This window comes from Bradyrhizobium sp. LjRoot220 (assembly GCF_964252915.1).
Lineage (GTDB): Bacteria > Pseudomonadota > Alphaproteobacteria > Rhizobiales > Xanthobacteraceae > Bradyrhizobium.
Genome location: NZ_CAXUPS020000003.1, coordinates 610,250 through 633,744, shown reverse-complemented (window position 1 = coordinate 633,744; position 23,495 = coordinate 610,250). Strand labels below are relative to the sequence as shown.

General features: G+C 62.3%; 21 protein-coding genes, 1 tRNA gene and 2 pseudogenes. 16 read left to right on the top strand and 8 right to left on the bottom strand.

Annotated elements, in window-relative coordinates; translation table 11 throughout:
• The first annotated feature begins 100 nt into the window (after positions 1–100).
• From ACSQ84_RS17125 to ACSQ84_RS17100, 6 genes and pseudogenes are all read left to right on the top strand, one after another.
• Positions 101–1,609 carry a glucan biosynthesis protein G gene (locus ACSQ84_RS17125; protein ID WP_436212851.1) on the top strand — a complete coding sequence of 503 codons (1,509 nt, stop codon included), beginning with the start codon at positions 101–103 and terminating at the stop codon, positions 1,607–1,609.
• The gene (mdoH, locus tag ACSQ84_RS17120; RefSeq protein WP_436212850.1) at positions 1,597–3,738 is read left to right on the top strand and encodes a glucans biosynthesis glucosyltransferase MdoH; all 2,142 of its coding nucleotides are present in this window, start codon (positions 1,597–1,599) and stop codon (positions 3,736–3,738) included. Before ACSQ84_RS17125 ends, mdoH begins: the two co-directional genes overlap by 13 nt.
• Before the next feature lie 37 nt (positions 3,739–3,775).
• A pseudogene (locus ACSQ84_RS17115) lies at positions 3,776–4,049 on the top strand (FAD-binding protein); the annotation flags it as partial.
• Between the two features lie 104 nt (positions 4,050–4,153).
• The gene (locus ACSQ84_RS17110) at positions 4,154–5,458 is read left to right on the top strand and encodes an esterase/lipase family protein (protein ID WP_436212849.1); all 1,305 of its coding nucleotides are present in this window, start codon (positions 4,154–4,156) and stop codon (positions 5,456–5,458) included.
• A 52-nt stretch (positions 5,459–5,510) separates the two neighbouring features.
• Positions 5,511–6,227, top strand: coding sequence for an AzlC family ABC transporter permease (locus ACSQ84_RS17105; protein ID WP_436212848.1), 717 nt, complete (start codon positions 5,511–5,513; stop codon positions 6,225–6,227).
• Positions 6,220–6,522 (top strand): AzlD family protein, encoded by a 303-nt coding sequence (locus tag ACSQ84_RS17100; protein ID WP_436212847.1) that lies wholly within the window; start codon positions 6,220–6,222, stop codon positions 6,520–6,522. Before ACSQ84_RS17105 ends, ACSQ84_RS17100 begins: the two co-directional genes overlap by 8 nt.
• A 117-nt stretch (positions 6,523–6,639) precedes the next feature.
• Here the strand turns inward: ACSQ84_RS17100 and ACSQ84_RS17095 are convergent.
• Positions 6,640–6,714: transfer RNA gene (locus tag ACSQ84_RS17095), tRNA-Val, on the bottom strand.
• 109 nt (positions 6,715–6,823) lie between these two features.
• On the bottom strand, positions 6,824–7,183 hold the full coding sequence (cpdR, locus tag ACSQ84_RS17090; RefSeq protein ID WP_079542506.1) for a cell cycle two-component system response regulator CpdR: 360 nt from the start codon (positions 7,181–7,183) through the stop codon (positions 6,824–6,826).
• Between the two features lie 329 nt (positions 7,184–7,512).
• Here cpdR and ACSQ84_RS17085 point away from each other — a divergent pair, with 329 nt between their 5' ends.
• The 5 genes from ACSQ84_RS17085 (at position 7,513) to ACSQ84_RS17065 (ending at position 12,577) form a co-directional block, all read left to right on the top strand.
• Entirely contained in the window at positions 7,513–8,400 is an 888-nt protein-coding gene (locus ACSQ84_RS17085) for an N-formylglutamate amidohydrolase (RefSeq protein ID WP_436212846.1), read from the top strand.
• Positions 8,401–8,908: 508 nt separating this feature from the next.
• Positions 8,909–9,688, top strand: a complete 780-nt coding sequence (hisN, locus tag ACSQ84_RS17080; protein ID WP_436212845.1) for a histidinol-phosphatase — start codon at positions 8,909–8,911, stop codon at positions 9,686–9,688.
• 93 nt (positions 9,689–9,781) lie between these two features.
• Positions 9,782–10,309, top strand: a complete 528-nt coding sequence (locus ACSQ84_RS17075) for an isochorismatase family protein (protein ID WP_436212844.1) — start codon at positions 9,782–9,784, stop codon at positions 10,307–10,309.
• An 88-nt stretch (positions 10,310–10,397) separates the two neighbouring features.
• Positions 10,398–11,366 (top strand): tripartite tricarboxylate transporter substrate binding protein, encoded by a 969-nt coding sequence (locus ACSQ84_RS17070; RefSeq protein ID WP_436212843.1) that lies wholly within the window; start codon positions 10,398–10,400, stop codon positions 11,364–11,366.
• Positions 11,367–11,407: 41 nt separating this feature from the next.
• The gene (locus ACSQ84_RS17065; protein ID WP_436212842.1) at positions 11,408–12,577 is read left to right on the top strand and encodes a saccharopine dehydrogenase family protein; all 1,170 of its coding nucleotides are present in this window, start codon (positions 11,408–11,410) and stop codon (positions 12,575–12,577) included.
• Positions 12,578–12,828: 251 nt separating this feature from the next.
• Here ACSQ84_RS17065 and ACSQ84_RS17060 read toward each other — a convergent pair whose 3' ends face one another.
• The 3 genes from ACSQ84_RS17060 to ACSQ84_RS17050 all read right to left on the bottom strand — a co-directional run bounded on the left by ACSQ84_RS17060 (position 12,829) and on the right by ACSQ84_RS17050 (position 14,978).
• The gene (locus ACSQ84_RS17060; RefSeq protein WP_436212841.1) at positions 12,829–13,125 is read right to left on the bottom strand and encodes a cytosolic protein; all 297 of its coding nucleotides are present in this window, start codon (positions 13,123–13,125) and stop codon (positions 12,829–12,831) included.
• Between the two features lie 232 nt (positions 13,126–13,357).
• Positions 13,358–14,005 carry a glutathione S-transferase family protein gene (locus ACSQ84_RS17055; protein ID WP_436212840.1) on the bottom strand — a complete coding sequence of 216 codons (648 nt, stop codon included), beginning with the start codon at positions 14,003–14,005 and terminating at the stop codon, positions 13,358–13,360.
• A gap of 64 nt (positions 14,006–14,069) precedes the next feature.
• The gene (locus tag ACSQ84_RS17050) at positions 14,070–14,978 is read right to left on the bottom strand and encodes a LysR substrate-binding domain-containing protein (RefSeq protein ID WP_436212839.1); all 909 of its coding nucleotides are present in this window, start codon (positions 14,976–14,978) and stop codon (positions 14,070–14,072) included.
• Positions 14,979–15,179: 201 nt separating this feature from the next.
• Between ACSQ84_RS17050 and ACSQ84_RS17045 the strand changes: the two genes are divergently transcribed.
• The gene (locus ACSQ84_RS17045; RefSeq protein ID WP_436212838.1) at positions 15,180–15,932 is read left to right on the top strand and encodes a sulfite exporter TauE/SafE family protein; all 753 of its coding nucleotides are present in this window, start codon (positions 15,180–15,182) and stop codon (positions 15,930–15,932) included.
• 112 nt (positions 15,933–16,044) lie between these two features.
• Here the strand turns inward: ACSQ84_RS17045 and ACSQ84_RS17040 are convergent, their stop codons facing one another.
• A complete protein-coding gene (locus ACSQ84_RS17040; RefSeq protein ID WP_436213103.1) occupies positions 16,045–16,680 on the bottom strand; it encodes a LysE family translocator in 636 nt (211 codons plus the stop codon).
• A 184-nt stretch (positions 16,681–16,864) separates the two neighbouring features.
• Here ACSQ84_RS17040 and ACSQ84_RS17035 point away from each other — a divergent pair, with 184 nt between their 5' ends.
• A complete protein-coding gene (locus ACSQ84_RS17035; RefSeq protein ID WP_436212837.1) occupies positions 16,865–18,664 on the top strand; it encodes an adenylate/guanylate cyclase domain-containing protein in 1,800 nt (599 codons plus the stop codon).
• 196 nt (positions 18,665–18,860) lie between these two features.
• A pseudogene (locus ACSQ84_RS17030) lies at positions 18,861–19,478 on the top strand (di-heme-cytochrome C peroxidase); the annotation flags it as partial.
• A 259-nt stretch (positions 19,479–19,737) separates the two neighbouring features.
• On the opposite strand, the gene ACSQ84_RS17025 reads toward ACSQ84_RS17030, so the two are convergent.
• Entirely contained in the window at positions 19,738–20,733 is a 996-nt protein-coding gene (locus tag ACSQ84_RS17025; RefSeq protein ID WP_436212836.1) for an NAD-dependent epimerase/dehydratase family protein, read from the bottom strand.
• A 126-nt stretch (positions 20,734–20,859) separates the two neighbouring features.
• Entirely contained in the window at positions 20,860–21,807 is a 948-nt protein-coding gene (locus ACSQ84_RS17020; RefSeq protein WP_436212835.1) for an alpha/beta fold hydrolase, read from the bottom strand.
• Positions 21,808–22,052: 245 nt separating this feature from the next.
• Here ACSQ84_RS17020 and ACSQ84_RS17015 point away from each other — a divergent pair, with 245 nt between their 5' ends.
• Together ACSQ84_RS17015 and ACSQ84_RS17010 are read left to right on the top strand one after the other, a co-directional pair.
• Positions 22,053–22,523: an Hsp20 family protein gene (locus ACSQ84_RS17015; RefSeq protein ID WP_436212834.1), complete on the top strand. Its 471-nt coding sequence runs from the start codon at positions 22,053–22,055 to the stop codon at positions 22,521–22,523.
• Positions 22,524–22,703: 180 nt separating this feature from the next.
• Complete coding sequence (locus tag ACSQ84_RS17010) at positions 22,704–23,477, top strand: alpha/beta fold hydrolase (RefSeq protein ID WP_436212833.1); 774 nt, start codon at positions 22,704–22,706, stop codon at positions 23,475–23,477.
• The last annotated feature ends 18 nt before the right edge of the window (positions 23,478–23,495 follow it).

The window sequence follows — 23,495 nt, the reverse complement described above, 5'->3', positions numbered from 1 at the left end:
CGATGCAGGAATAAATAGCAATCAAGTTCCTGCAGTAGGAACCCATGTTGCTGCATTGCGTTGGCGATGGTCACGGTCAATAACCGCGGGGACCATTCCGTTGAATCGCAGACATTTTCTTGCAGCATCCGCACTGCCGCTCGTATCCATCGCAGCGCCACGACTGGTGGCCTCCGCTCGCGCGCAGCCGGCGCCGTTCGACCGCGCCGTCGTGCGGCAAATGGCGCGTGATCTGGCCGGCAAGGCGTTCAAGGCGCCCGACAATAAACTGCCGGATAATCTGAAGGACCTGAACTACGACCGTTACCGGGCGATACGGTTTTCGCCGGACCGCGCGCTGTGGCGCGGCGAAAAGCTGCCGTTCGAGGCGCAGTTCTTTCATCGCGGATTTTTTTATACCAACCGGGTCGACATCTTTGAAGTGAAGAACGGCCAGGCGACGAAATTCCCCTATCAACCCGATCTCTTTTCATTCGGCGACCTGCCGCCGCCCGGCGCCGGCGTCGATCTCGGCTTTGCCGGCTTTCGGCTTCATGCCCCGATCAACAAACCAGACTATTACGACGAGGTGTGCGTCTTTCTCGGCGCGAGCTACTTCCGGGCCGTCGCCAAGGGCCAACTGTATGGGCTGTCGGCCCGGGGGCTTGCGATCAACACCGGCGAAGCCAAGGGCGAGGAGTTTCCCGCATTCAAGGCGTTCTGGATCGAGAAGCCGGCAGCCAACGCCAAATCCATCGTGGTGCACGCCCTGCTCGACAGCGAGAGCGCGGCGGCAGCCTACCGCTTCACCATCCGGCCCGGCGATACCACCGTGTTCGACGTGGAAATGGCGATCTATCCCCGCGTAGATCTGGAGCGCGCCGGCCTGATGCCGATGACGAGCATGTTCTTTTTCGGACCGAACGACCGCAGGGACGTCGACGACTTCCGTCCGTCGGTCCATGATTCCGATGGGCTGTTCGTGTCCAACGGCCGCGGCGAGGAGCTGTGGCGGCCGCTTCATAACCCGAAGGATCTTCAGATCAGCGCCTTCGCCGACCTCAACCCGCATGGCTTCGGGTTGATGCAGCGTCAAAGGGACTTTCGCGCCTTCCAGGACCTCGAATCCAGTTTCGAGCGCCGGCCAAGTCTATGGGCGGAGCCGATTGGCAACTGGGGCGAAGGTGCGGTCAAGCTGATTGAAATTCCGACCAAGGAAGAAATTCACGACAATATTGCCAGCTTCTGGCAGCCCAAGGCGGCCCTGCAAGCCAAGGGCGAGCACACCTACACCTATCGGCTGAACTGGGGACCTGACGTCCCGAAGCCGACCGCGCTGGCGCGATTTTCCCGATCCGGCATCGGCGCGAGAGGCGATAACGCCACGCTGTTCGTGCTGGATGTGATCGGCGACCGGTTGAAGTCCATCGATCCAAAGATCCTGCGCGGCGTTGTGAGCGCAGAGAAGGCCAAGATCCAGAACATCGTCACCCAGCCGAATCCAATGACCGGCGGCTGGCGTTTGAGTTTCGAACTCCTGAAGGAGAAGAATCCCGTCGAACTACGCGCGTCGCTGATGCAGGAGAACGAGGCGGTATCGGAAATCTGGGTATATCGATGGACACCGTAGGGAAAGTCCACGGATCGTCCTGGCGCGGCGATCCTCACCAGAATCAATTCCTTCCCCTGGAATCGCCAATGGAAATGGCGGTCCAGCCGCTGCGGGCGCGCCAACCGCAAATTCAGGCTTCGGAATTCGCAACCGCCTGGCCCAGGCGCGCATGCATCCTTGCCGGCACCGTCTTGCTGACCCTGGCGGGCTGCTACGAAATGTACCAGGTGCTCCAGGTCGGAGGCGTGACGATCCTGGAGTGGATCATCCTCGTGCTGTTCGTGCTGTTGTTCGCATGGATCGCCTTTTCCTTCACGTCGGCCATTGCCGGCTTCTTCGTGCTGCTGTTTCGAAGCAAGGACAAACTCGGCATCGATTCCGCGGCGGCCCTGCCGGCGATCGAAAGCCGGACTGCATTGTTGCTGCCCACCTATAACGAGGACCCCTATCGCGTCCTGGCCCGGCTGCGCGCCATCTGCGAATCGGTCGAGGAAACCGGATGCGCTGCAAGGTTCGACTGGTTTGTTCTGAGTGACACGACCGATCCCGCCGTCTGGATCGCCGAAGAAGCGTGTTTCCTTCGACTTCGGCGCGAACTGGGGCAAGACGTCAGAATTTTCTATCGTCACCGTCCGCAAAACACCGCACGCAAATCCGGCAACATCGAAGACTGGGTCAAGCGGTTTGGCTCCAACTATGAATGCATGCTCATCCTCGATGCCGACAGCCTGATGACCGGAGACAGCATCGTGCGGCTGGTCGCCGCGATGGAACAGCATCAACACGTAGCGCTGATCCAGACACTGCCGATCGTGGTCAACGCCCGCACCTTGTTTGCGCGCTGGCAGCAATTTGCCGGGCGGCTGTACGGTCCGCTGATCGCCGCCGGCATTGCCTGGTGGCACGGCTCGGAAGGCAACTACTGGGGACACAACGCCATCATCCGGGTCCGCGCGTTTGCCCGGTACGCCGCACTTCCCGAATTGAAGGGCCGCAAGCCGTTCGGCGGGCATATCCTCAGCCATGATTTCATCGAAGCTGCGTTCATGCGGCGTGGCGGCTGGGCGATTCATATGGCGCCCACGCTGCGCGGCAGCTACGAGGAATGCCCGCCGTCGCTGCTGGATTTCGCCGCCCGCGACCGGCGATGGTGTCAGGGCAACCTGCAACACCTGGCACTGCTTCCGGCGCGCGGCCTGCACTGGGTCTCGCGGCTGCATCTCTTGACCGGGATCGGATCCTACCTGACCGCACCGCTCTGGTTCATTTTTCTGGTCCTGGGAATCCTGGTCTCCTTGCAGGCACAGTTTGTCAGGCCCGAGTATTTTCCGAAGGGGTTTTCGCTGTTCCCGACCTGGCCCGCGCAAGACCCGATCCTGGCGGCCTGGGTCTTCGTTGCGACGATGGGCATGCTGATCCTGCCCAAACTGCTCGCCTGGATCGTCATGCTCACCCATGGCGACGAGCGAAGAAAGTTCGGCGGCGGCTTTCGCGTCCTTGCCGGTATCTTGGCCGAGACATTGCTGTCGGGCCTGACCGCGCCTGTCATGATGATCTTCCAGTCGTCTGCGGTCGGAGGGATTCTGCTGGGGCGCGACGCGGGGTGGCAGGTTCAGCGCCGCGACGACGGCGCGGTGTCGCGCGAAGACACGCTTCGCAAATATTCGGTTCCGACGCTGTTTGGCGTCGCCATGGCGGTCAGCGCCTATGTGGTGTCTTTGCCGCTGCTGCTGTGGATGATGCCGGTCATTCTCGGCCTGTTGCTCGCCATTCCGCTTGCCACGCTGTCTTCCTCGGCAAGCGCAGGGACGGCTTCCAGCCTGTTCAGGACGCCAGAGGAGACCTCGCCGCCGCAGGTCTTGCTGCGGGCCAACGAACTCGCCAACGCCTCGCACCGGCAGATTTCCTGCCCGCTGCTCGAACTTCGCGGCAACGCCGGCCTGCGCGAGGCGCATTTCAATAATCTGTCCGGTCCGGGGCTGCGGAATCGGGGCGAGGTCGATCCGCATCTTGCGATTGCGCGCGCCAAAATCGAGGATGCCGAAAGCTTCGATGAGGCGGCCGGATTCCTCAGCCCGCGCGAGAAATTTGCCGTCCTCCATTCGCCGGCCGTTCTCGGCGCGCTGCTGGATTTGCAGAGCCCGTGAACGGCTCGCAATCCCGACATCGCGCCGCTCAAGGACGTTCTATGCGATCAGAGTGATCGGCGATCTCGGAACCTCTGCCCGGCATTAGGACCGATGCGAACGTGCACGGGCTCGATGCCGACAGCCAGCCGATCGCGGGTCTCTACGCTATCGACAATGACATGGCGAGCATCATGGGCGGCAATTCTCCCGGCGCCGGCATCACGCTCGGCCCGGCATTGACGTTTGGTTATGGCGTGACGGGTACATCGCGCGCGCTACCCGGCGCCCCCAGCGTCAACGCCAATCACACGCGGAAGATGCTTGCATAGAATCGAACAATCTAATGGACGGCGGGAGGACGGCCTGCTTTAATTGCAAGCTACTTTAGAATTTTGAGCACAACGATAGTGATCGCATTCGTCGGGGGGTCTATATGTTCAATAGAATTGCGGCGTTACTTGCCCTTGCCTTCGTCTTGCTAGCCGCAGATTTCGCCTCCGCGGAGTCCCAATACATCCGGCGCACTCCTGGAGCCAAATCAGTTATCGTTTTTGTACACGGCATACTGGGAAATGCAGCATCGACCTGGAAGAACAGCAATGGGGCGTATTGGCCGGAGCTGCTTAAAGGCGACGCAACGTTCGATGCTTCTGATATTTATGTTTATGACTATCCGTCGCAGTTCCGGGGTGGAAATTTTTCCATCGACCAGATCACGGATAATGCACGGCTTGTTTTTGATTCCGATGATATTCCGTCTCACGCGGAGATTATGTTCGTCACACACAGCATGGGCGGCCTTGTCGTCAGAGCCTACTTGCTGAAGTACCGTGCGGTTGCGGCAAAGACGAAATTCATCACGTTTTTGTCGACCCCAACGACCGGGTCCGATCTGGTTGGGCTTGCGGGGTTGTTTTCAACCAATCCGTCGCTGTTCGACATGAAACCGATGGATGCGGCTTCGACTAGCTACTTGGCCACTCTGCAAAGCAACTGGCTCGCCGCCGGTTTGAGAATTCCATCGTTTTGCGCTTACGAGACACAACCAACTTTCGTCAAAATGGTTGTCAACATCTCGAGCGCGACGAATCTTTGCACTGAGCGTTTGGACCCGGTAATCGCTGACCACATTTCGATTGCAAAGCCGAGCAATCGTAGCGATACATCTTATCTCGCCTTCAAATCCGCTTACAAAATCCACGCATCCAAGATCACCGCCAGTTGCGCGCCCGTTTATGTTGAGAGCCCTCCGGCGATAACCACAAAGTGCAATCTTACGCGCGATGAAGCCAAGGCATTGTCGCTGGAGACAATTGATCGCGTTAGCGGAAAGCTTGCACTGGTCTTGAGCAAGAAGAGCTTGGGATTGTTTCCAGCGATGGACGCTTACCAGCGAGATCCTAGCGATGCCAACTGGAGATCGGTGCAATCTGAAGCTGCAGGTCTCCTGACGATCGTTAGAGATGCGTCGTCCGCGGTGATCTCGTTCGATGCGACTCTGCGCCCGGAACTAGGCGGCCAAATTCGAGAGCTGACTAACCCTGATGGAGTTCGACAAGCTCTCATGAAGATTCAAACGAGCAGCTTGAGGCCACGGGAGATCGCCGTCGGGAATCTTGTTACCGGTAACAAGCCGTCCAGAGAAAACTTGGGAGTTGTTCGAGCCAGTTTGGAGCAGCTTGTCGAAACTCTATCCAACGACCTGCGTCAACTACGCAAGAGTCTGGCTCAAGTGTAACGGATGCGCCCACCCAATTGACCAAACCGGCGCTTCGCTTTCAAATGGCCGCATGGCGGAACAAGCAACGGTAAACGACAAGGCACAACGTCCGTGCTTCACCGCGAAAGGCGTTTGGCGTGGCTGCGTCGAAATCGCGCCCATCGCCATGTTCGTCATCCCGTTCGGGATCGCGTTTGGCGTCGCCGCTTCCGCCAAAGGCATCCCGCCCGAAGTCAGCGTCCTGATGAGCATCGCGATCTGTGCGGGCGCTTCGCAGTTTGCGCTCTTGGACCTCTGGTATGCGCCGTTGCCGCTGGCGACGCTCGCGCTCACGGTACTGGCCGTCAACGCGCGGCACATTCTGTTAGGCGCGGCGCTCGCGCCGTGGCTGTTGCAGATTCCGATCATGCGACGGCTGGCGGCGCTGCTGTGGCTCAGCGACGCCAGCTTCGCCTATGCCATGTCGGCGCGCGAGCGGGGAGAAATCGACGCCGGCGTTCTGTTCGGCAGCGGCGCGGCGATGTGGCTGATCTGGACCGCCAGCACCGCGGTCGGCGCCCTTGCGGGCTCATTTCTCGGCGATCTCACGCGCTTCGGCTTCGATGCGGTCATGGTGACGTATTTCGCGGCCGTCGTTGTCGGCCAATGGAAGGGGGCCAAAGACCTGTTTCCGTGCCTCGCGGCCGCCGCGGTCGCCGTGATCGGGACCTATGTTCTGCCGCCGGGCTGGCACATCATCGCGGGCGCCCTGGCCGGCGGGATCGTCGGAACCTGGCGCCATGGTTGATACCGTTGCGGCGATTGCCGCCGTCCTCGTTCTCGCATTGATCACGATGGCAACGCGGGTCGGCGGCGTCTGGATCATGTCCTACGTCAAAATCACGCCGCGCATCGAGGCCTTCCTCAAATACATGGCGGTATCGGTGCTGATTTCGATCGTCGTTCCGGCGACGCTGGCCGCGGCGCCGCGGGTCTGGCTTGCTGTCGCGGCCGCCGCCATCGTGGCCGCCGTCACCCGCAGCGCGCTCAGCGCCATGCTGGTCGGCGCGGCAGTGGCAGCGGTAGTGAAGAATTTGGCCTAGCTCGCGGCGACAGGCCCGCCTACGCCAAGCGGCTTCGGCGTGGCAGCCTTCGCTCGCTTCGCTACGATAGGGTACGTTCCGGCTTGCCTAGCCGTAGCTCGCGAAGCGAGCGAAGGCTGGTGGGCGCGACAGGGATCGAACCTGTGACCCCTACCATGTCAAGGTAGTGCTCTCCCGCTGAGCTACGCGCCCTGGAATGGGATGACCGTATCCCGCTCCAGCTTTGATCGTTTGGGTGGGGTCCGTATATCGGCTCCAAAGCGCCCCGGCAAGGATGCTTGGAGGGAATAATAGAGGCGAATCAGGCCGCCAGCATCTTGTTCACTTCGCTGACCAATTCGCGAAGATGGACCGGTTTGGACAGCACCTTGGCGTTTTTCGGGGCCTCCGAATCGGAATTGAGGGCAACGGCCGCAAAGCCGGTGATGAACATGATCTTGATGTCAGGATCGAGTTCCGAGGCGCGGCGCGCCAGCTCGATACCGTCCATTTCGGGCATCACGATATCGGTGAGCAGCATCTCGAACGGCTCCTCGCGCAGCCGCTGATAGGCCGACAGGCCGTTGTCATGGGGCGAGACCTGAAATCCGGCGTTTTCCAGCGCCTTGACCAGGAAACGGCGCATGTCGTTGTCGTCTTCGGCGAGGAGGATTTTGTGCATGGCGTTCTGTCGTCGAATCCGGCTTGGAGGGTCAGTCCGCACACTAAGCCCGACAGACGGTAAAGATCGGGTGAAAGGCTGCAGTGTGGGGGTCGCGGAGCGCGGCGCTAGTTCTGTACCGGAACGCGCCATAGATCAATCAAGGCAGGCGTTTTCCGCATTTAAGATGTGTTCCGGCAGCTTTGCGGCTTTTTTCACTTGGCAGAATGATTGCGATTACCGACAATGCCTCCTGATAAAATCTCTGGTTTTCCGGCAGAATCGGTTGCTCCATCGATTGTCTTGATCGACTGCCTGGGAAGCACGGATCCAAGGGACGGCGCCCGACGATGACCCAGTTTGATGGCGAACTGTCGCCCCCGTTCGAGATCGTGGAGCCGGCCACCTGGCGGGCGCCGATCATCTTCAATTCCCCGCATTCCGGCTCGGTCTATCCGCCGGAATTCCTCAACGCGTCCCGGATCGATCTGGCAGCATTGCGCCGCTCCGAGGATTCGTTCATGGACGAACTGATCGCCGATTTGAGCGATCGCGGCTTTCCGACGGTGCGGGTCAACTTCCCCCGCTCCTATGTCGACGTCAACCGCGAGCCCTATGAGCTCGATCCGCGCATGTTCACCGGCCGGCTGCCGAGCTTTGCCAATACCCGCTCGATGCGGGTCGCCGGCGGTCTCGGCACCATCCCGCGCGTGGTCGGCGACGGGCAGGAGATTTACCGCGAGCGACTCAATGTCGATGAGGCGCTGGGCCGGGTCGAGGCGCTCTACAAGCCCTACCACCGCGCACTGCGGCGGCTGATCAACAAGGCGCATCAGGCCTTCGGCACCGTGATCCTGGTCGACTGCCACTCGATGCCCTCGATCGGCGTATCGCGCGACGAGCCGCGGCGGCCCGACATCGTGATCGGCGACCGCTACGGCACCAGTTGCGCCGCGCTGTTGCCCGAAATCGTCGAGGAAGTCATGGGCGGGCTCGGTTACTCGATCGGCCGCAACAAGCCCTATGCCGGCGGATTCATCACCGAGCATTACGGCAACCCGGCGAGCGGATTGCACACCGTGCAGCTCGAACTCAACCGCGCGATCTACATGGATGAACGCCGCCGCGAGCGTTCACCGCGCTTTGCCCAGGTGGCAGCCGATTTCGCCGCACTGGCCGACGCACTCGCCGCGGTGCCGCTCGGCGACCTCGGCCCGTTCCAGGCCGCGGCGGAGTAAGTCGTCATTCTCCGATGCGCGATTGCGCATCGGAGAATGACGACGGCAAGAAAAAAGGGCCGCTTGAATGAACAAGCGGCCCAAGTCTAGGGAGGAAACGCCCAAGGAGGGCAGCGATAGGGCGAGGCCCTACCGCACCGCAACAATATGCGGCCGCGCTGCACAAAACGCAAGGGCTTTCGAAATTTTCCCGGCGTAATCCCGGCCAGACTGGCGGTTATGCAACAGGTCAGTTAAATTATTTTTTATTATGTATATTCAGTAGCTTACGGGAAAAAATCCGTGGGAACCCGGTGTTACGAAGCGGCCACAATTCACAAATCTCGACCTTGTGAATAGCGGTGTCACCAAAAATGCATGCCTAAACGAACCCGATACGAAAGCAGCAAACGGCCCGCTGATTCGATCTGATGGGAATAACGCTCCGTTAATCGTGCGCCCATCGCAGGATTGAGCTAGGCAAGAGGGCCAGGTTTTCAACACCCTTCCCCTCGTTCAAGGACCAGCCGTGACGGTCATCGATTTCACAGCCTTTATCGGCCGCCTTGCCACCGCCTCCGGCGAAACCATCCTGCCGTTCTTTCGCACCTCGCTTTCCATCGACAACAAGAGCGCCAAGGATTTCGATCCCGTCACCGAAGCCGATCGCGCCGCCGAAGCGGTGATGCGCCGGTTGATCAAGGGCAACTTTCCCCAGCACGGCATCGTCGGCGAGGAATTCGGCAGCGAGCGCGAGGACGCCGAATATGTCTGGGTGCTCGATCCCATCGACGGCACCAAATCCTTCATCGCGGGGTTTCCGATCTGGGGCACGCTGATCGCGCTGATGCACCGGGGCACGCCGGTGTTCGGGATGATGCACCAGCCTTATATCGGCGAGCGCTTTTCCGGCGACAGCGGCTCGGCGCACTATTCCGGCCCCTCCGGCGAGCGCAAGCTGTCGGTGCGGCGCTGCGCCTCGCTGAAGGAAGCGACCTCCTACACCACCAGCCCGCTGCTGATGAACGCCGCCGACCGCGCCGCCTTCGGCCGGGTCGAGGAGGCGGTGAAGCTGACGCGCTATGGCGGCGATTGCTATTCCTACTGCATGCTGGCGGCCGGTCATCTCGACCTCGTGGTCGAGACCGAGCTGAAGCCCTATGACATCGCGGCCCTGATTCCGATCATCACCGGCGCCGGCGGCATCGTCACCACCTGGGACGGCAAGCCCGCCCAGAGCGGCGGCCGCATCATCGCCGCCGGCGACGCCCGCGTGCACGAGGCGGCGATGAAACTACTCAACAGCTAGCGCATTCTTGTTTCGACGGGATCGTCGGGCGCCAAGGGTCTAAGCACCAAGGGTTTGCCCGGGGATCCTGCTCCAGGCCACCGAAGGCACCGCATGGACGCACTGCTGATCGTGGACATGCAGGTCGGGCTGCTCAAGGGCGACCCCAAGCACGATCTGCCCGCCGTCATCGACCGCATCAACCGCCTCGCCGCCAGCGTGCGCGCGCAGTCCGGCATCGTCATTTTCATTCAACATTGCGGCGACACCGGCGACGATTTCGAGCCGCAAACGCCGGGCTGGGAGCTGCTTCCCGAACTGGTGCGTGATCCCGCCGATGTCGTCGTTCAGAAGCACATGAACGATCCCTTCGCCGGCGCCGAGCTGCAGGCGCGGCTCGGCAGGATCGCGCCGGATCGCGTGCTGGTAACCGGCTGGGCCACCGATCTGTGCGTCGACGCGACCGTCCGATCCGCCGTCTCCAACCACCACAACGTTGTCGTGGTGACCGATGCCCACACCTTGAGCGACCGCCCTCATCTCGACGCGGTCAGCGTCAAGCGCCACCATCATTGGGTCTGGTGCAATCTCATCTCCCGAAAACCCGTCCAGCTCGCGGCCACCGACGAACTGCTGCCTTGACCGACGCCATGACGTAACGTCGGACGAAAAAATCTGCTATACCGGCTCAACGCGACAGACGCTCAGACATCTGCGCAGGGAGGCTTGCATGAGGATTTGGGGCGCGCTGGCGGCCGCATTGTCGCTTCTGCTGTTGCCCGCCGCCGGTACGGCGCAGGATTTTCCGACCAAGCCGATCAAACTGATCGTGCCGTTCCCGCCGGGCGGGCCGAACGACATCATCGCCCGCGTGGTCGGCCAGCGCATGTCGGAACTGGTCAAGCAGCCGATCGTGATCGAAAACCGCAGCGGACAGGCCGGGGTGCTCGGCACCGACGCGGTCGCGAAGGCCGCGCCGGACGGCCACACCATCGGCATCACCAGCGCCAGTTCGCTCGTCATCAACCCTTCCATGGAAAAAACTCCCTACGACGTGCGCAAGGACCTTGCTCCGGTGACGCTTGTTGTGACCGTGCCGGAAATGCTGGTGGTTGCGAGCAACGTTCCCGCGAGCAACATGGCCGAACTCATCGCGCTCGCCAGGGCGCAGCCCGGCAAGCTCAATTTTGCCTCCGCCGGCGTCGGCGGCCTGCCGCATCTGGCCGGTGAACTGTTCAAGCTGACCGCAAAGCTCGACATCGTTCATGTGCCCTATCGCGGCGCGGCGCCGGCCATCAACGATCTGCTCGGCCAGCAGGTGCAGATGACGTTCCTCGATCTGCCGGTGATCCTGCCGCACATCAAAGCGGGCGCCTTGCGCCCGATTGCGCTGGGCGCGCCCACGCGCGCGCCGACCGCGCCCGAGGTGCCGACCACAGCCGAAGTCGGCATGCCGGATCTGTTGATCGAAAACTGGTACGGCATGATCGCGCCGGCGGGAACGCCGGAGAAAATCATCGCCGAGTTGAACCGCAGCGCCAACGAGGCGATGGCCGATCCCGCCATCAAGGCACAGCTCGCCGATCAGGGCCTCACGGTCGCCGGCAACACGCCGGAACATTTCCGCGGCTTCATCGACTCTGAAACCAGGAAGTGGGCGAAGGTGATCAAGGACGCCCGGTTGGAGACGGCGAAGTGATCTGAAGATAGCTCTTCCGGGTCTCGAGGAGGACCAACGTCATGAAGCGGAACCTCGACCTCATCGTCTACGGCGCGACGGGTTACACTGGCCGTCTCATCGCCGAATATCTGGCGAAGTCCTATCGCGGCGACGATGCTCCGTCCTGGGCGATCGCGGGACGCTCGATCGACAAGCTCCAGAAGGTGCGCGCCGACATCGGCGCACCAGACGATTTGCCTTTGGTTAAGGCGGATGCCGCCGAGCCGGCCAGCCTGCGTTCGATGTGCGAGCGTGCGGCCGTGATCATCACGACGGTCGGGCCTTATCAGCTCCATGGTCCCGAGCTTGTGGCGGCCTGCGCGGCCACAGGCACGGCCTATGTTGATCTGTGCGGCGAACCGGCCTGGATGCGGCGCATGATCGACGCCCATCACGAAGAGGCGAAACGGACCGGCGCGCGCATCGTCTTCTCCTGCGGCTTCGATTCCATCCCGTTCGATCTCGGCGTGCTCACGTTGCAGGAAAAGGCGCGCGAGAAATTCGGACGCCCGGCGCGGCGGGTCAAAGCCCGCCTGCGCAACGTGAAAGGTGGCATGTCTGGCGGCACCGCGGCGAGCGCCAGGGCGACGTTGGCCGCCGCCGCGCGCGACCCGGCCCTGATGCGGCTGCTGACCGATCCCTTCGCGTTGACGCCGGGGTTCACCGGGCCGCCTCAGCCGTCGGGCCTCATCCCCGAATACGACCCGCGCATGAACGTGTGGCTCGTGCCGTTCCCCATGGCGCCGATCAACACCAAGAACGTGCACCGCACGAATTTGCTGTTGGGTCATCCCTACGGCACGGACTTCGTTTACGACGAGATGATGGTCGCGCCGGGATTAGGGGAACTCGCTCGCGTGACGACGGAGACGTTCGCCACGATGGTTTCCTTGGTCGCGACCGGCGGTCTCAAACCCGGCGCAGGCCCGACTCAGGAAGAGCGCGAAAAGGGCTTCTACGACATCCTCTTCCTGGGCGAGCTGCCGGATGGCGGACGGGTCGAGGCGGTAGTCACGGGCGATCGCGATCCGGGCTACGGCTCGACCAGCAAGATGATCGCCGAGAGCGCTCTCTGCCTCGTGCGCGACGTGCAGGGCGAGGGCGGCACCTGGACGCCGGGCGCGCTGATGGGTCCGGCGTTGCGCAAGCGTCTGACGGAGCGCGCCGGCCTCACCTTCAGCGCTCGTTGAGGTGACGCTCAGAACTGCAGCGGCGTGCTGGATTACGTCGATCGTAACCAACGAAAGCGCGGCTTGGCGAGCGCGAGCCGTCCCTCTCTGAAGCATTAAGCTCCACAGCTATTCATAGATCACCAGCCGAAATTCGAACGGTTTTCGTGCCGACCTCGACTAAAGCCCGGGCTCGCAACACGCGTTCTTGCGATTGCTCGGACTGGAAAGTCCCAGGCTGCCTTCGGATCATGCTTCAAGACAAAACCAGATCACAGCTGTTCTTGAAGGATCGGCGCACCGAGTTCATCGAAACGAAAGAGCTGAAAGACCCGCTGGCCGTTGAAGTCGAGCACTCTCAAATCATCGGTCTCGTGCAGACCGCTTTCGACAGCTTGAAAATGCCCGCCGTAGCGCTGCCTGGCGAGCGACACTGGAACCTCAAAGGCGACGAACTTGCCAATCCCTTTGTGCCTAAGCTCCTCGAGGAGCTTCGGATCGTGCAAGGACTCGTGCGACGTGAGAATGAGCAGCGGACCGCTCGCTGTAAGCAGCAAAAGCGATTTCATCGGACTCTCCTTCAGTTTGGTGGACAGTCTCGCCGACGCTCCCAGTATAAGCCAGTTCACCGTCGATGACGATTCCGGGCGCGGACATGATCTTGTGCTCTTGCACGGTCCCGGGATGCTCGGTCGCATCGAGTTAAACGACGCGCATGTCCGGAAATCCAGCTCACCATTCCGCCTTCGCTGCCAGCAGACCGCGATGGCCAAGCTCGATTTAGCTTATGAGCACAGACCCTCAGTAATCGAGCCGTCCGAACAATTCGCCGAACGGGATCATGACGTGGGTCCGATACGCGTCGCACCCTTGCAGCGTGCAGTACCAGCGCTCGACCTGCGGCAAGGGCGGGCGGTCGATTTCCAGTTCGAAGTAACGATACAGCGACGTCCCGGCGGTGATGTCGGCGAGCGACAAGGTCTCGCCGAGCAGGAAGCTGCGCCCCTCCAGCAAGCGATCCAGTTTGCCGAAATGTTTGGCACAACGCGCCAGCGCGGCTTTGATCGCCGGCCAGTTCCGCTTGCCTTCCGGCGTCCGGTAAAATCCCCAGAACACGCCACCCAGGAAATCCGGCTGCAGCGCGGTTTGCGACCAGTCCATCCAGCCGTCGACATTGGCACGCGCGGCGGGATCGTCGGACCAGAAGCGCGAAGCGCCGTGGCGCGCGGCCAGATATCTGAGAATGGCGTGCGATTCCCACACCACGGCCTCGCCGTCCCTGATCACGGGAACGCGGCCATGCGGATTCATCGCGAGAAATGCCGGCGCATCGAGCCCGCCGGCCGAACCGCCGGCGTCGATATGCTCATGGCCAAGGTCGAGCTCGCCGATCAGCCACATGACTTTCTGGACGTTGAACGAACTGCGGCGTCCCCAGACCTTGAGCATTGCTGTCTTCTCCACCATAGCGTTTTCGAGCGAATCGGGTACCGGTTCGCGTAAAGAAAACGCGTCAATCAAAAGGCCTACCCTTCGGCGCCATCTTGCGCAAATGCTCGACCAGCTGCTGCGCCGGTTTCGGCAGCGCCTTGAAGCTGCGGGCGCAAATCGCAAGCCTGCGGTTGGCCCAGGGATCCCTGATCTTGACCACATTGATTTTCATCGACCGCGCGCAGCGCTTGGCCGCCACTTCAGGCATCACGGCAACGCCGATGCCGGCAGAGACCATTTGTCCGATCGCATCGAAATTGTTCAGCCGGGCGCGAAACCGCAAGCGCGCGCCAAGCCGCGCGGCGTGGCCGGTGACATGGGCGTGCAGCGCGCTCGAGGTGATCAGGCCAACGAAATCCCGCTCCACCACCTCGCGGAAATCGACCTGTCGCCGGTTCGAAAGCTCATCCTGGCGCGCGGTGACCAGCACCAGGCGGTCTTCGCTGTAGGGAATCCGCTCGATGCCGTCGGGCAGCGCGTGTTCGGCGGCGAGTCCGAGATCGGCGGCGCCGCTGGCGATGGCGCGCGCGATGTCGGCGCTTTCGCGCTCCTCGACGTCGATCGAGATATGCGGATGCTGGCTAAGGAACGCGGCCAGCGCCTTCGGCAGATATTCCGACAGGCCCGAAGTATTGGCGAGAAAGCGGACGGTGGCCTTGACGCCGCGCGAGAACGCGGCGAGATCGCCGCGCATCGCCTCCACATTGTGCATGACGATGCGGGCATGATCGAGCAGGCTTTCGCCGGCCGGCGTCAGCTCGACGCCGCGCCGGCCGCGCTCAAGCAGCGAAACGCCGAGTGCGGCTTCCAGATGCTTGATCCGCGCGCTCGCCGAGGCCAGCGCCAGGTGAACCCGATTCGCGCCATTGGTGATGCTGCGCGTCTCGGCCACCGCGATGAAGAGCTGTAGATCGACCAGATCGAAGCGCATCATTGTTTCCTCGACCCTCATGGTGAGGAGGCGCTTCTTCAGCGCCGTCTCGAACCATGTGGCCCGTGGCCCATCCTTCGAGACGCCGCTTGGCGGCTCCTCAGGATGAGGTTGTTTGTGAAGCCTGCCTTCGTTCAAACCGAATGCTGTCTCCGTAATCTCCAGATTGTGCCTGATGGCGCGATCGGTCAATGTCGCCGCATGATCGATTCCATGCTCATTCTCATCGCGGCCGCGTTCCTGCTCGCCGGTTTCATCAAGGGGGTCATCGGGCTCGGGCTGCCGACGGTGTCGATGGGCCTGCTCGCGCTGACGATGGCGCCCGGTCAGGCGATCGCGATCGTGATCGTTCCGGCGATCGTCACCAATATCTGGCAGACCTTTGGCGGCCCCTATTTGCGCGACATCATGCGGCGGCTGTGGCCGCTGATGGTCGGCACCGTGATCGGCATCTGGCTCAATGGCGGATTACTGACCGGGCCCTACGCGGCCTATGGCACCGTCATCCTCGGCGTGCTGCTGGTGATCTACGCCATCGTGGGCCTGTGCAAATTCAGCTTCAAGGTCGCGCGCCGCGACGAGCCGTGGATCGGCGGCATCGTCGGCCTTGTCACCGGCGTGATCTCGGCCGCGACCGGCGTTCAGGTCATCCCGTCGATGCCGTTCATGCAGGCGATCGGCATGCAGAAGGACGAACTGGTGCAGGCGCTCGGCGTGTTCTTCACGGTCGCCACCGTGGCGCTCGCCTTCAACATCACCGCGGCGGGCCTGCTGACGGCCGCGACGGCGCTGCCGGGCGCGGTGGCGATGGCGGCGTCCTTTGCCGGCATGTTCATCGGCCAGGCGGTGCGGACGCGGATGCAGCCGGAAGTGTTCCGCCGCTGGTTCCTGATCGCGATGATTTTGCTCGGGCTCTATCTTGCCCTTGGCGGGTTTTTGAAAATTCACGGCTAGAACCTGGTTCTGATTGCATCTGAACCGGGTTCTAGCTTTTTGTTTTGACGCGTTTTCCTGGCGCGAACCGGTACCACTTCGCTCGAAAACGCTATCACCCAAACGAGGTAGCTCAGCGGGTCTGCAGCATCGCCACGCGAATGCCGAGATAGACGAACATCCCGCCGAGCACCCGGTTGATCCAGACCATCACGCCCTGGGAGTGCCGGATACGCGAGGCGGCTTTCGCCGCAAAAGCCGCGACGCCAAGGCACCAAAGCACGCCGCCTGAGATGAAGATCAGGCCAAGAACCACGAAAGCCAGCGTCTTGTGCGACGAATCAGCCGCGACGAATTGCGGCAGGAACGCCAGGAAAAACAGCGCCACCTTCGGATTGAGGACGTTGGTCAGGGCCCCCTGCCAGAACACGCGGCGAAGGGGGATGGCACCGCCCGGCACGGTGACGTCCACGACCGGCTGCGGACGCGCCAGCAGCATCTGAACGCCCGTGATGAGCAGATAGACTGCTCCAACCAGCTTAACGACCGCGAATGCAGCCGATGACGTCATCAACAGCGCCGACAGCCCGATCGCAGCACCAAATACGTGAACCAGGCAGCCGCAGGTGATCCCGACCGTGGCAACCACCCCGCCGCGCCAGCCCAACTGGATGCTGCGGCCGATGATATAGGCGGTGTCCGGCCCCGGCGTGACGTTGAGCAGCAACCCGGAGAGGATGAACAACCAGAGTTCGTTTATGCCGAGCATTTCGCCCATGATTTTGACCAGTTCCCTTGCGAGTATCCGTTGACCCAGCGCATGCCGATCCTAATTGGATTGCGTTACTATCACTTCTGGATCGGCCTTCTGCCGGATACACCGTATTTTATTATCATTGGAATCGCTTGGCCGACCACATAGTGGTATGCAAACGCGGGAGTTTTAGGAAGACATGGAAAGACGGCTAGCCGCCATCGTTTGCGCTGATGTCGCCGGCTATTCCCGCATGATGGGGGCCGACGAGGCGGGCACGCATGCCACCTTCAAGGCGCACCGGACCGCAATCTACCCGATCATCCTCAATCACGGCGGCCGCCTGGTGAAGAACACCGGCGATGGCTTCCTGCTGGAGTTTCCCAGCATCGTCGGCGCCATCGAGGCCGCGGTCGCGATGCAGATGATGATGGCCGAACGAAACCACCATTTGCCCGCCGAGCGCGTGATGCAATTCCGTATGGGCATCCATATGGGTGACGTCATGGCCGACGAGGACGAGGTGTTCGGCGACGACGTCAACATCGCCGTCCGGCTGGAATCGGTGGCCGCCCCCGGCGGCGTGGCGGTGTCGGGCAAGGCCTATGGCGAGGCCGGCAAGCGCCTCAGCATCCCGCTGGTCGATGCCGGTCCGCACCGCTTCAAGAACATCGAAGAACCGGTCAGCGTCTGGACCTGGGAGCCCGCAGGCGCCGACACCCGCGGCCGTGAGGCCAAGGACACTGCGAATCTTCCGGCCCAGTACCGGACCGCGATCGTCGGCGTGCTGCCGTTTACCAATTTGAGCGAGAGCGCCGACGAATATTTTTCCGACGGCCTCACCGAGGACCTGATTCACGCGCTGTCGCTGCAATCGTTCTACCGGGTGCTGAGCCGCAACTCCACATTCTCCTTCAAGGGCAAGAATGTGAGCACGCGGCTGATCGCGCGCGAGATCGACGCGAGCTACCTGGTCCAGGGTTCGGTGCGCCGCGCCGGCAGCAAGATCCGCGTCACCGCCGAATTGATCGCGCCGGAGACCGGCGAGCAATTATGGACCGGCCGCTACGACCGCGACATGGGCGACCTGTTCGCGATGCAGGACGAGATCACTACCAGCCTGTCGGCGGCGGTGGCGGCCGAGATCTACCGGGCCGAGGCATCCGCCCCGCCGCGGCCGTCGTCGAACGACATTACGGCGTGGGACCGCTTCCTGAAGGGGCTTTCCCATTACTACCTGCAGACCAAAGCCGATTTCGAAACCTCGATCGGCCTGTTCAAGGAAGCGATCGTGCTCGACCCGACGCTGTCGATTGCGCGGGCCTATCTCGCCACCATCATGATGCAGAGCATCCAGTTCGGATGGATCAAGAGCACGCGCGAATTGTGGACCACGGCGATGGATCTCGCCGAGAGCAGCGTCCGGCTCGATCCGCGCTCGTCCTTTGCCTTCCAGATCGTCGCCTATCTGCACGCCCTGGAAGGACATTACGAGGTTGCGATGGATGCCGCGAACCGGGCGGTCGGGCTCAACCCCTACGACATGGGCGCCCGCGGCGTGCTCGGCTTTTGCTATTTCTACACCGGCGAACACCGCAAGGCGATCGAGCTGATTTCAATGGCGGCACAGCGCGGCAACTCCGACCCGCGCTATCAATGGGCCGGCGTCAACGCGTTCAGCCATTATCTCGTCGGGCAATACGACGCGTCGCTGTCCTGGGCGCGCGAGCAACTATATCTCAATCCCAATCATCTTCAGGCGCTCGCGATCCGCGCGGCGGCGCTCGCCCAGCTCGGGCGCGCCGAGGAAGCAGCCAACGCCACCGAAGTCCTGCTGCACAACTATCCGAACCTCACCGTTGAACGGCATTTGAGCAATTTCCATTGGAAAAAATCAGATGACATCGCCCATTACCGTGACGGGCTGGTGAAGGCCGGCGTTCCCTCCGCCAAATTGACGCTCGTCGAGTCTTCGCCGAAGCTTGCCGCGGATTCCTGAACAGGCGTCGTTTGCGTCGAATTGTCATCCCGGCAGGCGCGTCTTCGGCCTTTGGTTGACACGGCTTCGAATCCGGCGAAAACTCGACGCATCCTGAAGTAGTGTGCCACCGACGGATTCACTTTTCGAATCCGCTCCCCTTCAGACAAAGGGCGATTGCCTTTTTCATACTCGCTGCCATTTAGGATTTGGATCCATGCCAGACCAAGCACCGCCTGCGCAGATCGCCGTCTCGCCGAATAATCCCTGCCCGTTCCTGCGCGCACTGGTCGCGAACGGTTATGTCGATGGCCACATCGTGCCGCTCGGCACGCTGACCGAAGACATCGGGCTGGCGACCGGCAAAACCGGAATGGGTTTGATCCGGGCGAAGGTGCTCACCTACGGCATTGCGATGATCGCGAACGGCCACCCCTTGAGGAGCGCGACGTCCGGCGCGGTGCTCGACGAATTGCGCAACGGCCCGCTCGACAAGCACGGCGCCGGCTCACGCATCCTCGACGCCGAAGGTCATGTACATCAAGAGCAGATCGACCGTTTTGCGAGTTTCGGCCAGGAATACCCCAATCCCGATGGCGGCACCGAGCCTGGACTGAACGCCAGGCAGATCGAGGCCTACATGGCGGATAATTTGAAGCGCGCCGGCGACGCGGCGCGCTGGACCTATCCGATCATGATGAAGGGCGAATGGCCGGTCCTGCTCGACATTCTCGGCAAGGGCGAGGGCGAGGCGCGCTATCTCAGCGTCGCCGAAGTCCGCACTTTGTTTGTCGACTGCAAGTTTCCCAGCCGCATCACCGACCGGCTGCCCGCGCCACGTAGCTAAAGCGTGATAAGTTTAGGTCTGATTGCGAGCCGCGAAGCAGGTGCGCTCCCTCTCCCGCTTGCGGGGGAGGGCTGGGGTGGGGGTGTCCCCGCGAGTCATCGTGTGTAGAGAGCCCCCACCCGCCGCGCTCTTCGAGCGTGGCGACCTCCCCCGCAAGCGGGAGAGGTACAGCGAATCTGCGGCCCCACCGATTCTACTTAACTTCATCGCGATTTAGGCCGTGCAGTCACACAGATTGATCATGTCGTCATTGGCCGGCAGGATGCCGGCCCCTCGCATGCCATGCGGCAAGCACTTCCTTTTCTTCATCGACGGTTAAACCGACGACGGGACCGTTGGTCGTACGCAACCAGCCAAGCGTGTCACGCGCGGTCTCTGAAAGAGCCCGCAAGTTGAGGCCGGCATTGCGCGCCGGCGTCGTGTCGCGGGTGGCAAAGCCAGCAAAGTCCGGCAAAGGCAGCCACAACGGCAACGATCGAGGGCCTGCCCAACGCTTGACGTCGTGCTCCTCCAGGAAGGCACGATTGACCCATGTAAACGTACAGGATGAATCCAGCGCCGCCGCGCACTCGGCCAGCAACTCGCCGCGGCTGCGCGTTGGCCCAATTCCGTCATAGATACCAGTCAGGCGGGCTTGCGCGGCATGAACGATCCATTGGGCGAGGTCGCGCACGTCAATGAACTGAACGGCATCCTCCGGACTTCCGGGCGCCAGCACTTCGCCTCCCCGGGCAAGCCGCGCTGGCCAATAAGTGAAGCGACCCGTCGGATCCTCCGGACCGACAATAAGACCCGCCCTGCAAATGAAAGCGTCTTCACCCACGGCCTGCTCGCACGCGACTTTGGCAGCACCATAGGTTTCGTCACTGCTATGTTCGACCTCCGGGGCGGTGGGCGCCCGCAATGGGGCCGTGTCCGCCCGCTGCCCGGGAGTGCGATTGTCCGCATAAACGCTCACTGTCGAGACGAAGGTCCAATGCCCGGCCTGCCGCTTGAGCGCGGCGACCGCGCGGCGCACCTGGCCCGGATGACGCGATACATCCACGACAGCATCGAACGCCAGGCGCGCAAGTGGCTCAAGACCATTTGAAACGTCGCGGTCGATGGCAACAAAGCTGGCGCCGGACGCAATCGGACCCGCGAGCCCCCGTGCAGCGCACGTCACGTCATGACCGGCAGCGCAAGCATGCGCAGCAATCGCGCGCCCAAGGAACTGGCTCCCGCCTAGGATCAACAGGCGCATGAAACTGCCTCCCCGATCGCCAGCATGATTCCTCCGAGCGAGCTAGACGGTCATGACCGAGATTTGAGCCTTTCATACCACGATTGGTAATCGAGCGCGGAGGCAGGCTTTCGCTCGAAAACGCTGTTACTTGAACAGCGGCGTGCCCGGCACGAAGGCGTCGAATGCGGCCCAGAATTGGCTGCGGTAGCGGTCCTGCTCCTGCAGGATCTCGTGCTTGGATCCGGCAATCACCAGGTGCGAACCGGCGCGCAGATGATAGGCGAATTCCTCGATCGCCGCGGTCGAGACGATGCTGTCGTTGCTGGCGGCCAGCATCAGGATCGGCTGGCGGATTTCGGACGGGTAGTTCGAGGCCCGAAAGCCGTGCATCGCGCGAAACGCCGTGTCGGCCCAGGCGACCGTCGGCGAGCCGATGCCAAGCGTCGGATCTTCCTCCAGGATCGCGGCGTTGCGGGCAAAGCGCACCGGATCGCTGGTGAAGGGATTGTTGATGAAGGACTCGGTGCCGGTCAGCGCGTCGCTGCCGCCCGGCACGTAACGGCCGCCCTGCCCCGCGAGCCGCAGCACCCGCAACATTGCGCGTGCCGCAAAGGAGGTCCGGTGTCCCGGCAGATCGATCATCGGCGCCGACAGCACCATGCGGTCGAACCAGCGCTTGCCGGCATGCGCGACCCGCAGCAGGACGGCGCCGCCCATCGAATGCGCCAGCGCGAAATAGGGCGGCGGGCAATCCGGCAGCACCACCTGCTGCACGAAGGTTTCGACATCGATTTCGAAATCGGAGAAATCACGGACATAGCCCTTGCGTGGATCGCGCAGGCGCCGCGAGGAATGACCCTGGCCGCGCCAGTCGATCATCGCCACCGCAAAGCCGCGATCGCGCAGATCGCGCACCGTCTCGAAATATTTTTCGATCTGCTCGCTACGGCCGGTGAAGACGCAGACCGTGCCCTTGCGGCCCGCCGGCGGCGCCCAGCGCGCAAAGCGCAATTCGGCGCCGTCAGGCGTCTTGATGGTGCCGCTGACGACATCCTCCGGGACCGGATTGGCGGGGATCGAGACCAGCGTCATGGGGGGAACCGGCTAGGTGAAGGGGACTGAAAATCAAGGCGGGGGTAGCAAAAAAGGGACCTGTTTTGGCCCCTCTTGAACGATGTTCAGCCCCTCCCATATCACTTCTGTGCAGGCCGCTACCAGTGTTTCGGAATCGAAACGCACTGCGTTCTGGGTTCAAGACACAAGGCTGCACATCGATGAAAGCCCGGCCCGATGGCGGGCGGGTTAATTGAAACAGTCGCTCAATGGAGGACTACCCTATGCGTACCTACGATCTCACGCCGTTTTATCGTTCCACCGTCGGCTTCGACCGCTTCTTCAGCCTGCTCGATCAGGCCGCGTCGGACGGCAGCCCGGGATATCCGCCCTACAACATCGAGCGCACCGGTGAGAACGCCTACCGCATCAGCGTCGCGGTCTCCGGCTTCTCGCAAGGCGAGCTTTCGATCGTCGCCAAGGAAAACACGCTGACGATCAAGGGCGAGAAATCAGCCAACGAGAACGCCCAGGACAAATCCGAGGTGCTGTACCGCGGCATCGCCGCGCGTGCCTTCGAGCGTGCCTTCCAGCTTGCCGATTTCGTGCAGGTCAAGAACGCCTCGCTCGAGAACGGTCTGCTCCACGTCGATCTCGTGCGCGAGATTCCCGAGGCCAAGAAGCCGCGCAGCATTCCGATCAGCAACGGCTCGCCGACCCCGAAGGTCGTCGACAGCGCGGCTGTCGCAGCCTGACGCGATCAGGCTTTCAGCAGATATTGGCTGAATGCAAAACGCCCCGGGAAACCGGGGCGTTTTTTTCGCGCGCTCGCAGCGTCACAGTGCCGTGAGCGCTGTAACGTGGCACGCCCCCGAGCCGAAACTCCCCTCAAGGGCAGCGCATCACGCTCGCAAGGAGATCACGGAGTTGGTTCGATGAGGATGGTTCAGTTGGTAACGGCACTTGCGGTCGCGGCATTTGCGGGATCGCTTGGCACACTCCCGGCGCAGGCCAAGACGGCCACGCCGGTGGCGCGCAATGTGGTGCTGGTGCACGGGGCGTGGGCGGATGGCTCGAGCTGGTCGGAAGTCATTCCCTATCTGCAGGCGGCCGGCCTGAAGGTCACCGCGGTGCAGAATCCGCTGACGTCGCTGGCCGATTCCGTTGCCGCGACCCGCCGCGCGCTGGCGATGCAGGACGGGCCGACCGTGCTGGTCGCGCATTCCTGGGGCGGCACCGTGATCAGCGAGACCGGCACCGATCCGAAAGTATCGGCGCTGGTCTATGTCGCCGCGCGCGGTCCGGATGCGGGCGAGGATTTCGTCGCCCTCTCCGGTAAATTCCCGGCCGGGCCGGTGCGCGCCGGCATTCGCGAGCATGACGGCTTCACCAAATTGTCGGAAGATTCGTTCCTGAAATATTTCGCCAACGGCGTGGAGCCGAAAAAGGCCGAGGTGCTCTACGCGGTGCAGGAGCCGACCGCGGTTTCCCTCTTTGCCGGGCGAACCACGGTGGCCGCGTGGCGCTCCAAGCCATCATGGTATGCGGTCTCCAGACAGGACCAGACCATCAATCCCGACCTCGAGCGGTTTCTCGCCAGGCGCATGAATGCGACCACGGTCGAACTCAACGCCGGCCATCTGTCGCTGGTGTCGCATCCAAAAGAGATCGCCGACCTGATCCTGGCGGCTGCGGGCCGCAAGGAGTAGGAGTAATTGCGGGGCTGT

Excerpts from the sequence above, each read along its gene's own strand:
- mdoH (WP_436212850.1), top strand. The coding sequence starts at position 1,597 with ATGGACACCGTAGGGAAAGTCCACGGATCGTCCTGGCGCGGCGATCCT.
- ACSQ84_RS17110 (WP_436212849.1), top strand. The coding sequence starts at position 4,154 with ATGTTCAATAGAATTGCGGCGTTACTTGCCCTTGCCTTCGTCTTGCTA.
- ACSQ84_RS17105 (WP_436212848.1), top strand. The coding sequence starts at position 5,511 with ATGGCGGAACAAGCAACGGTAAACGACAAGGCACAACGTCCGTGCTTC.
- ACSQ84_RS17100 (WP_436212847.1), top strand. The coding sequence starts at position 6,220 with ATGGTTGATACCGTTGCGGCGATTGCCGCCGTCCTCGTTCTCGCATTG.
- cpdR (WP_079542506.1), bottom strand. The coding sequence starts at position 7,183 with ATGCACAAAATCCTCCTCGCCGAAGACGACAACGACATGCGCCGTTTC.
- ACSQ84_RS17085 (WP_436212846.1), top strand. The coding sequence starts at position 7,513 with ATGACCCAGTTTGATGGCGAACTGTCGCCCCCGTTCGAGATCGTGGAG.
- ACSQ84_RS17075 (WP_436212844.1), top strand. The coding sequence starts at position 9,782 with ATGGACGCACTGCTGATCGTGGACATGCAGGTCGGGCTGCTCAAGGGC.
- ACSQ84_RS17070 (WP_436212843.1), top strand. The coding sequence starts at position 10,398 with ATGAGGATTTGGGGCGCGCTGGCGGCCGCATTGTCGCTTCTGCTGTTG.
- ACSQ84_RS17065 (WP_436212842.1), top strand. The coding sequence starts at position 11,408 with ATGAAGCGGAACCTCGACCTCATCGTCTACGGCGCGACGGGTTACACT.
- ACSQ84_RS17060 (WP_436212841.1), bottom strand. The coding sequence starts at position 13,125 with ATGAAATCGCTTTTGCTGCTTACAGCGAGCGGTCCGCTGCTCATTCTC.
- ACSQ84_RS17055 (WP_436212840.1), bottom strand. The coding sequence starts at position 14,005 with ATGCTCAAGGTCTGGGGACGCCGCAGTTCGTTCAACGTCCAGAAAGTC.
- ACSQ84_RS17050 (WP_436212839.1), bottom strand. The coding sequence starts at position 14,978 with ATGCGCTTCGATCTGGTCGATCTACAGCTCTTCATCGCGGTGGCCGAG.
- ACSQ84_RS17045 (WP_436212838.1), top strand. The coding sequence starts at position 15,180 with ATGATCGATTCCATGCTCATTCTCATCGCGGCCGCGTTCCTGCTCGCC.
- ACSQ84_RS17040 (WP_436213103.1), bottom strand. The coding sequence starts at position 16,680 with ATGCTCGGCATAAACGAACTCTGGTTGTTCATCCTCTCCGGGTTGCTG.
- ACSQ84_RS17035 (WP_436212837.1), top strand. The coding sequence starts at position 16,865 with ATGGAAAGACGGCTAGCCGCCATCGTTTGCGCTGATGTCGCCGGCTAT.
- ACSQ84_RS17025 (WP_436212836.1), bottom strand. The coding sequence starts at position 20,733 with ATGCGCCTGTTGATCCTAGGCGGGAGCCAGTTCCTTGGGCGCGCGATT.
- ACSQ84_RS17020 (WP_436212835.1), bottom strand. The coding sequence starts at position 21,807 with ATGACGCTGGTCTCGATCCCCGCCAATCCGGTCCCGGAGGATGTCGTC.
- ACSQ84_RS17015 (WP_436212834.1), top strand. The coding sequence starts at position 22,053 with ATGCGTACCTACGATCTCACGCCGTTTTATCGTTCCACCGTCGGCTTC.
- ACSQ84_RS17010 (WP_436212833.1), top strand. The coding sequence starts at position 22,704 with ATGAGGATGGTTCAGTTGGTAACGGCACTTGCGGTCGCGGCATTTGCG.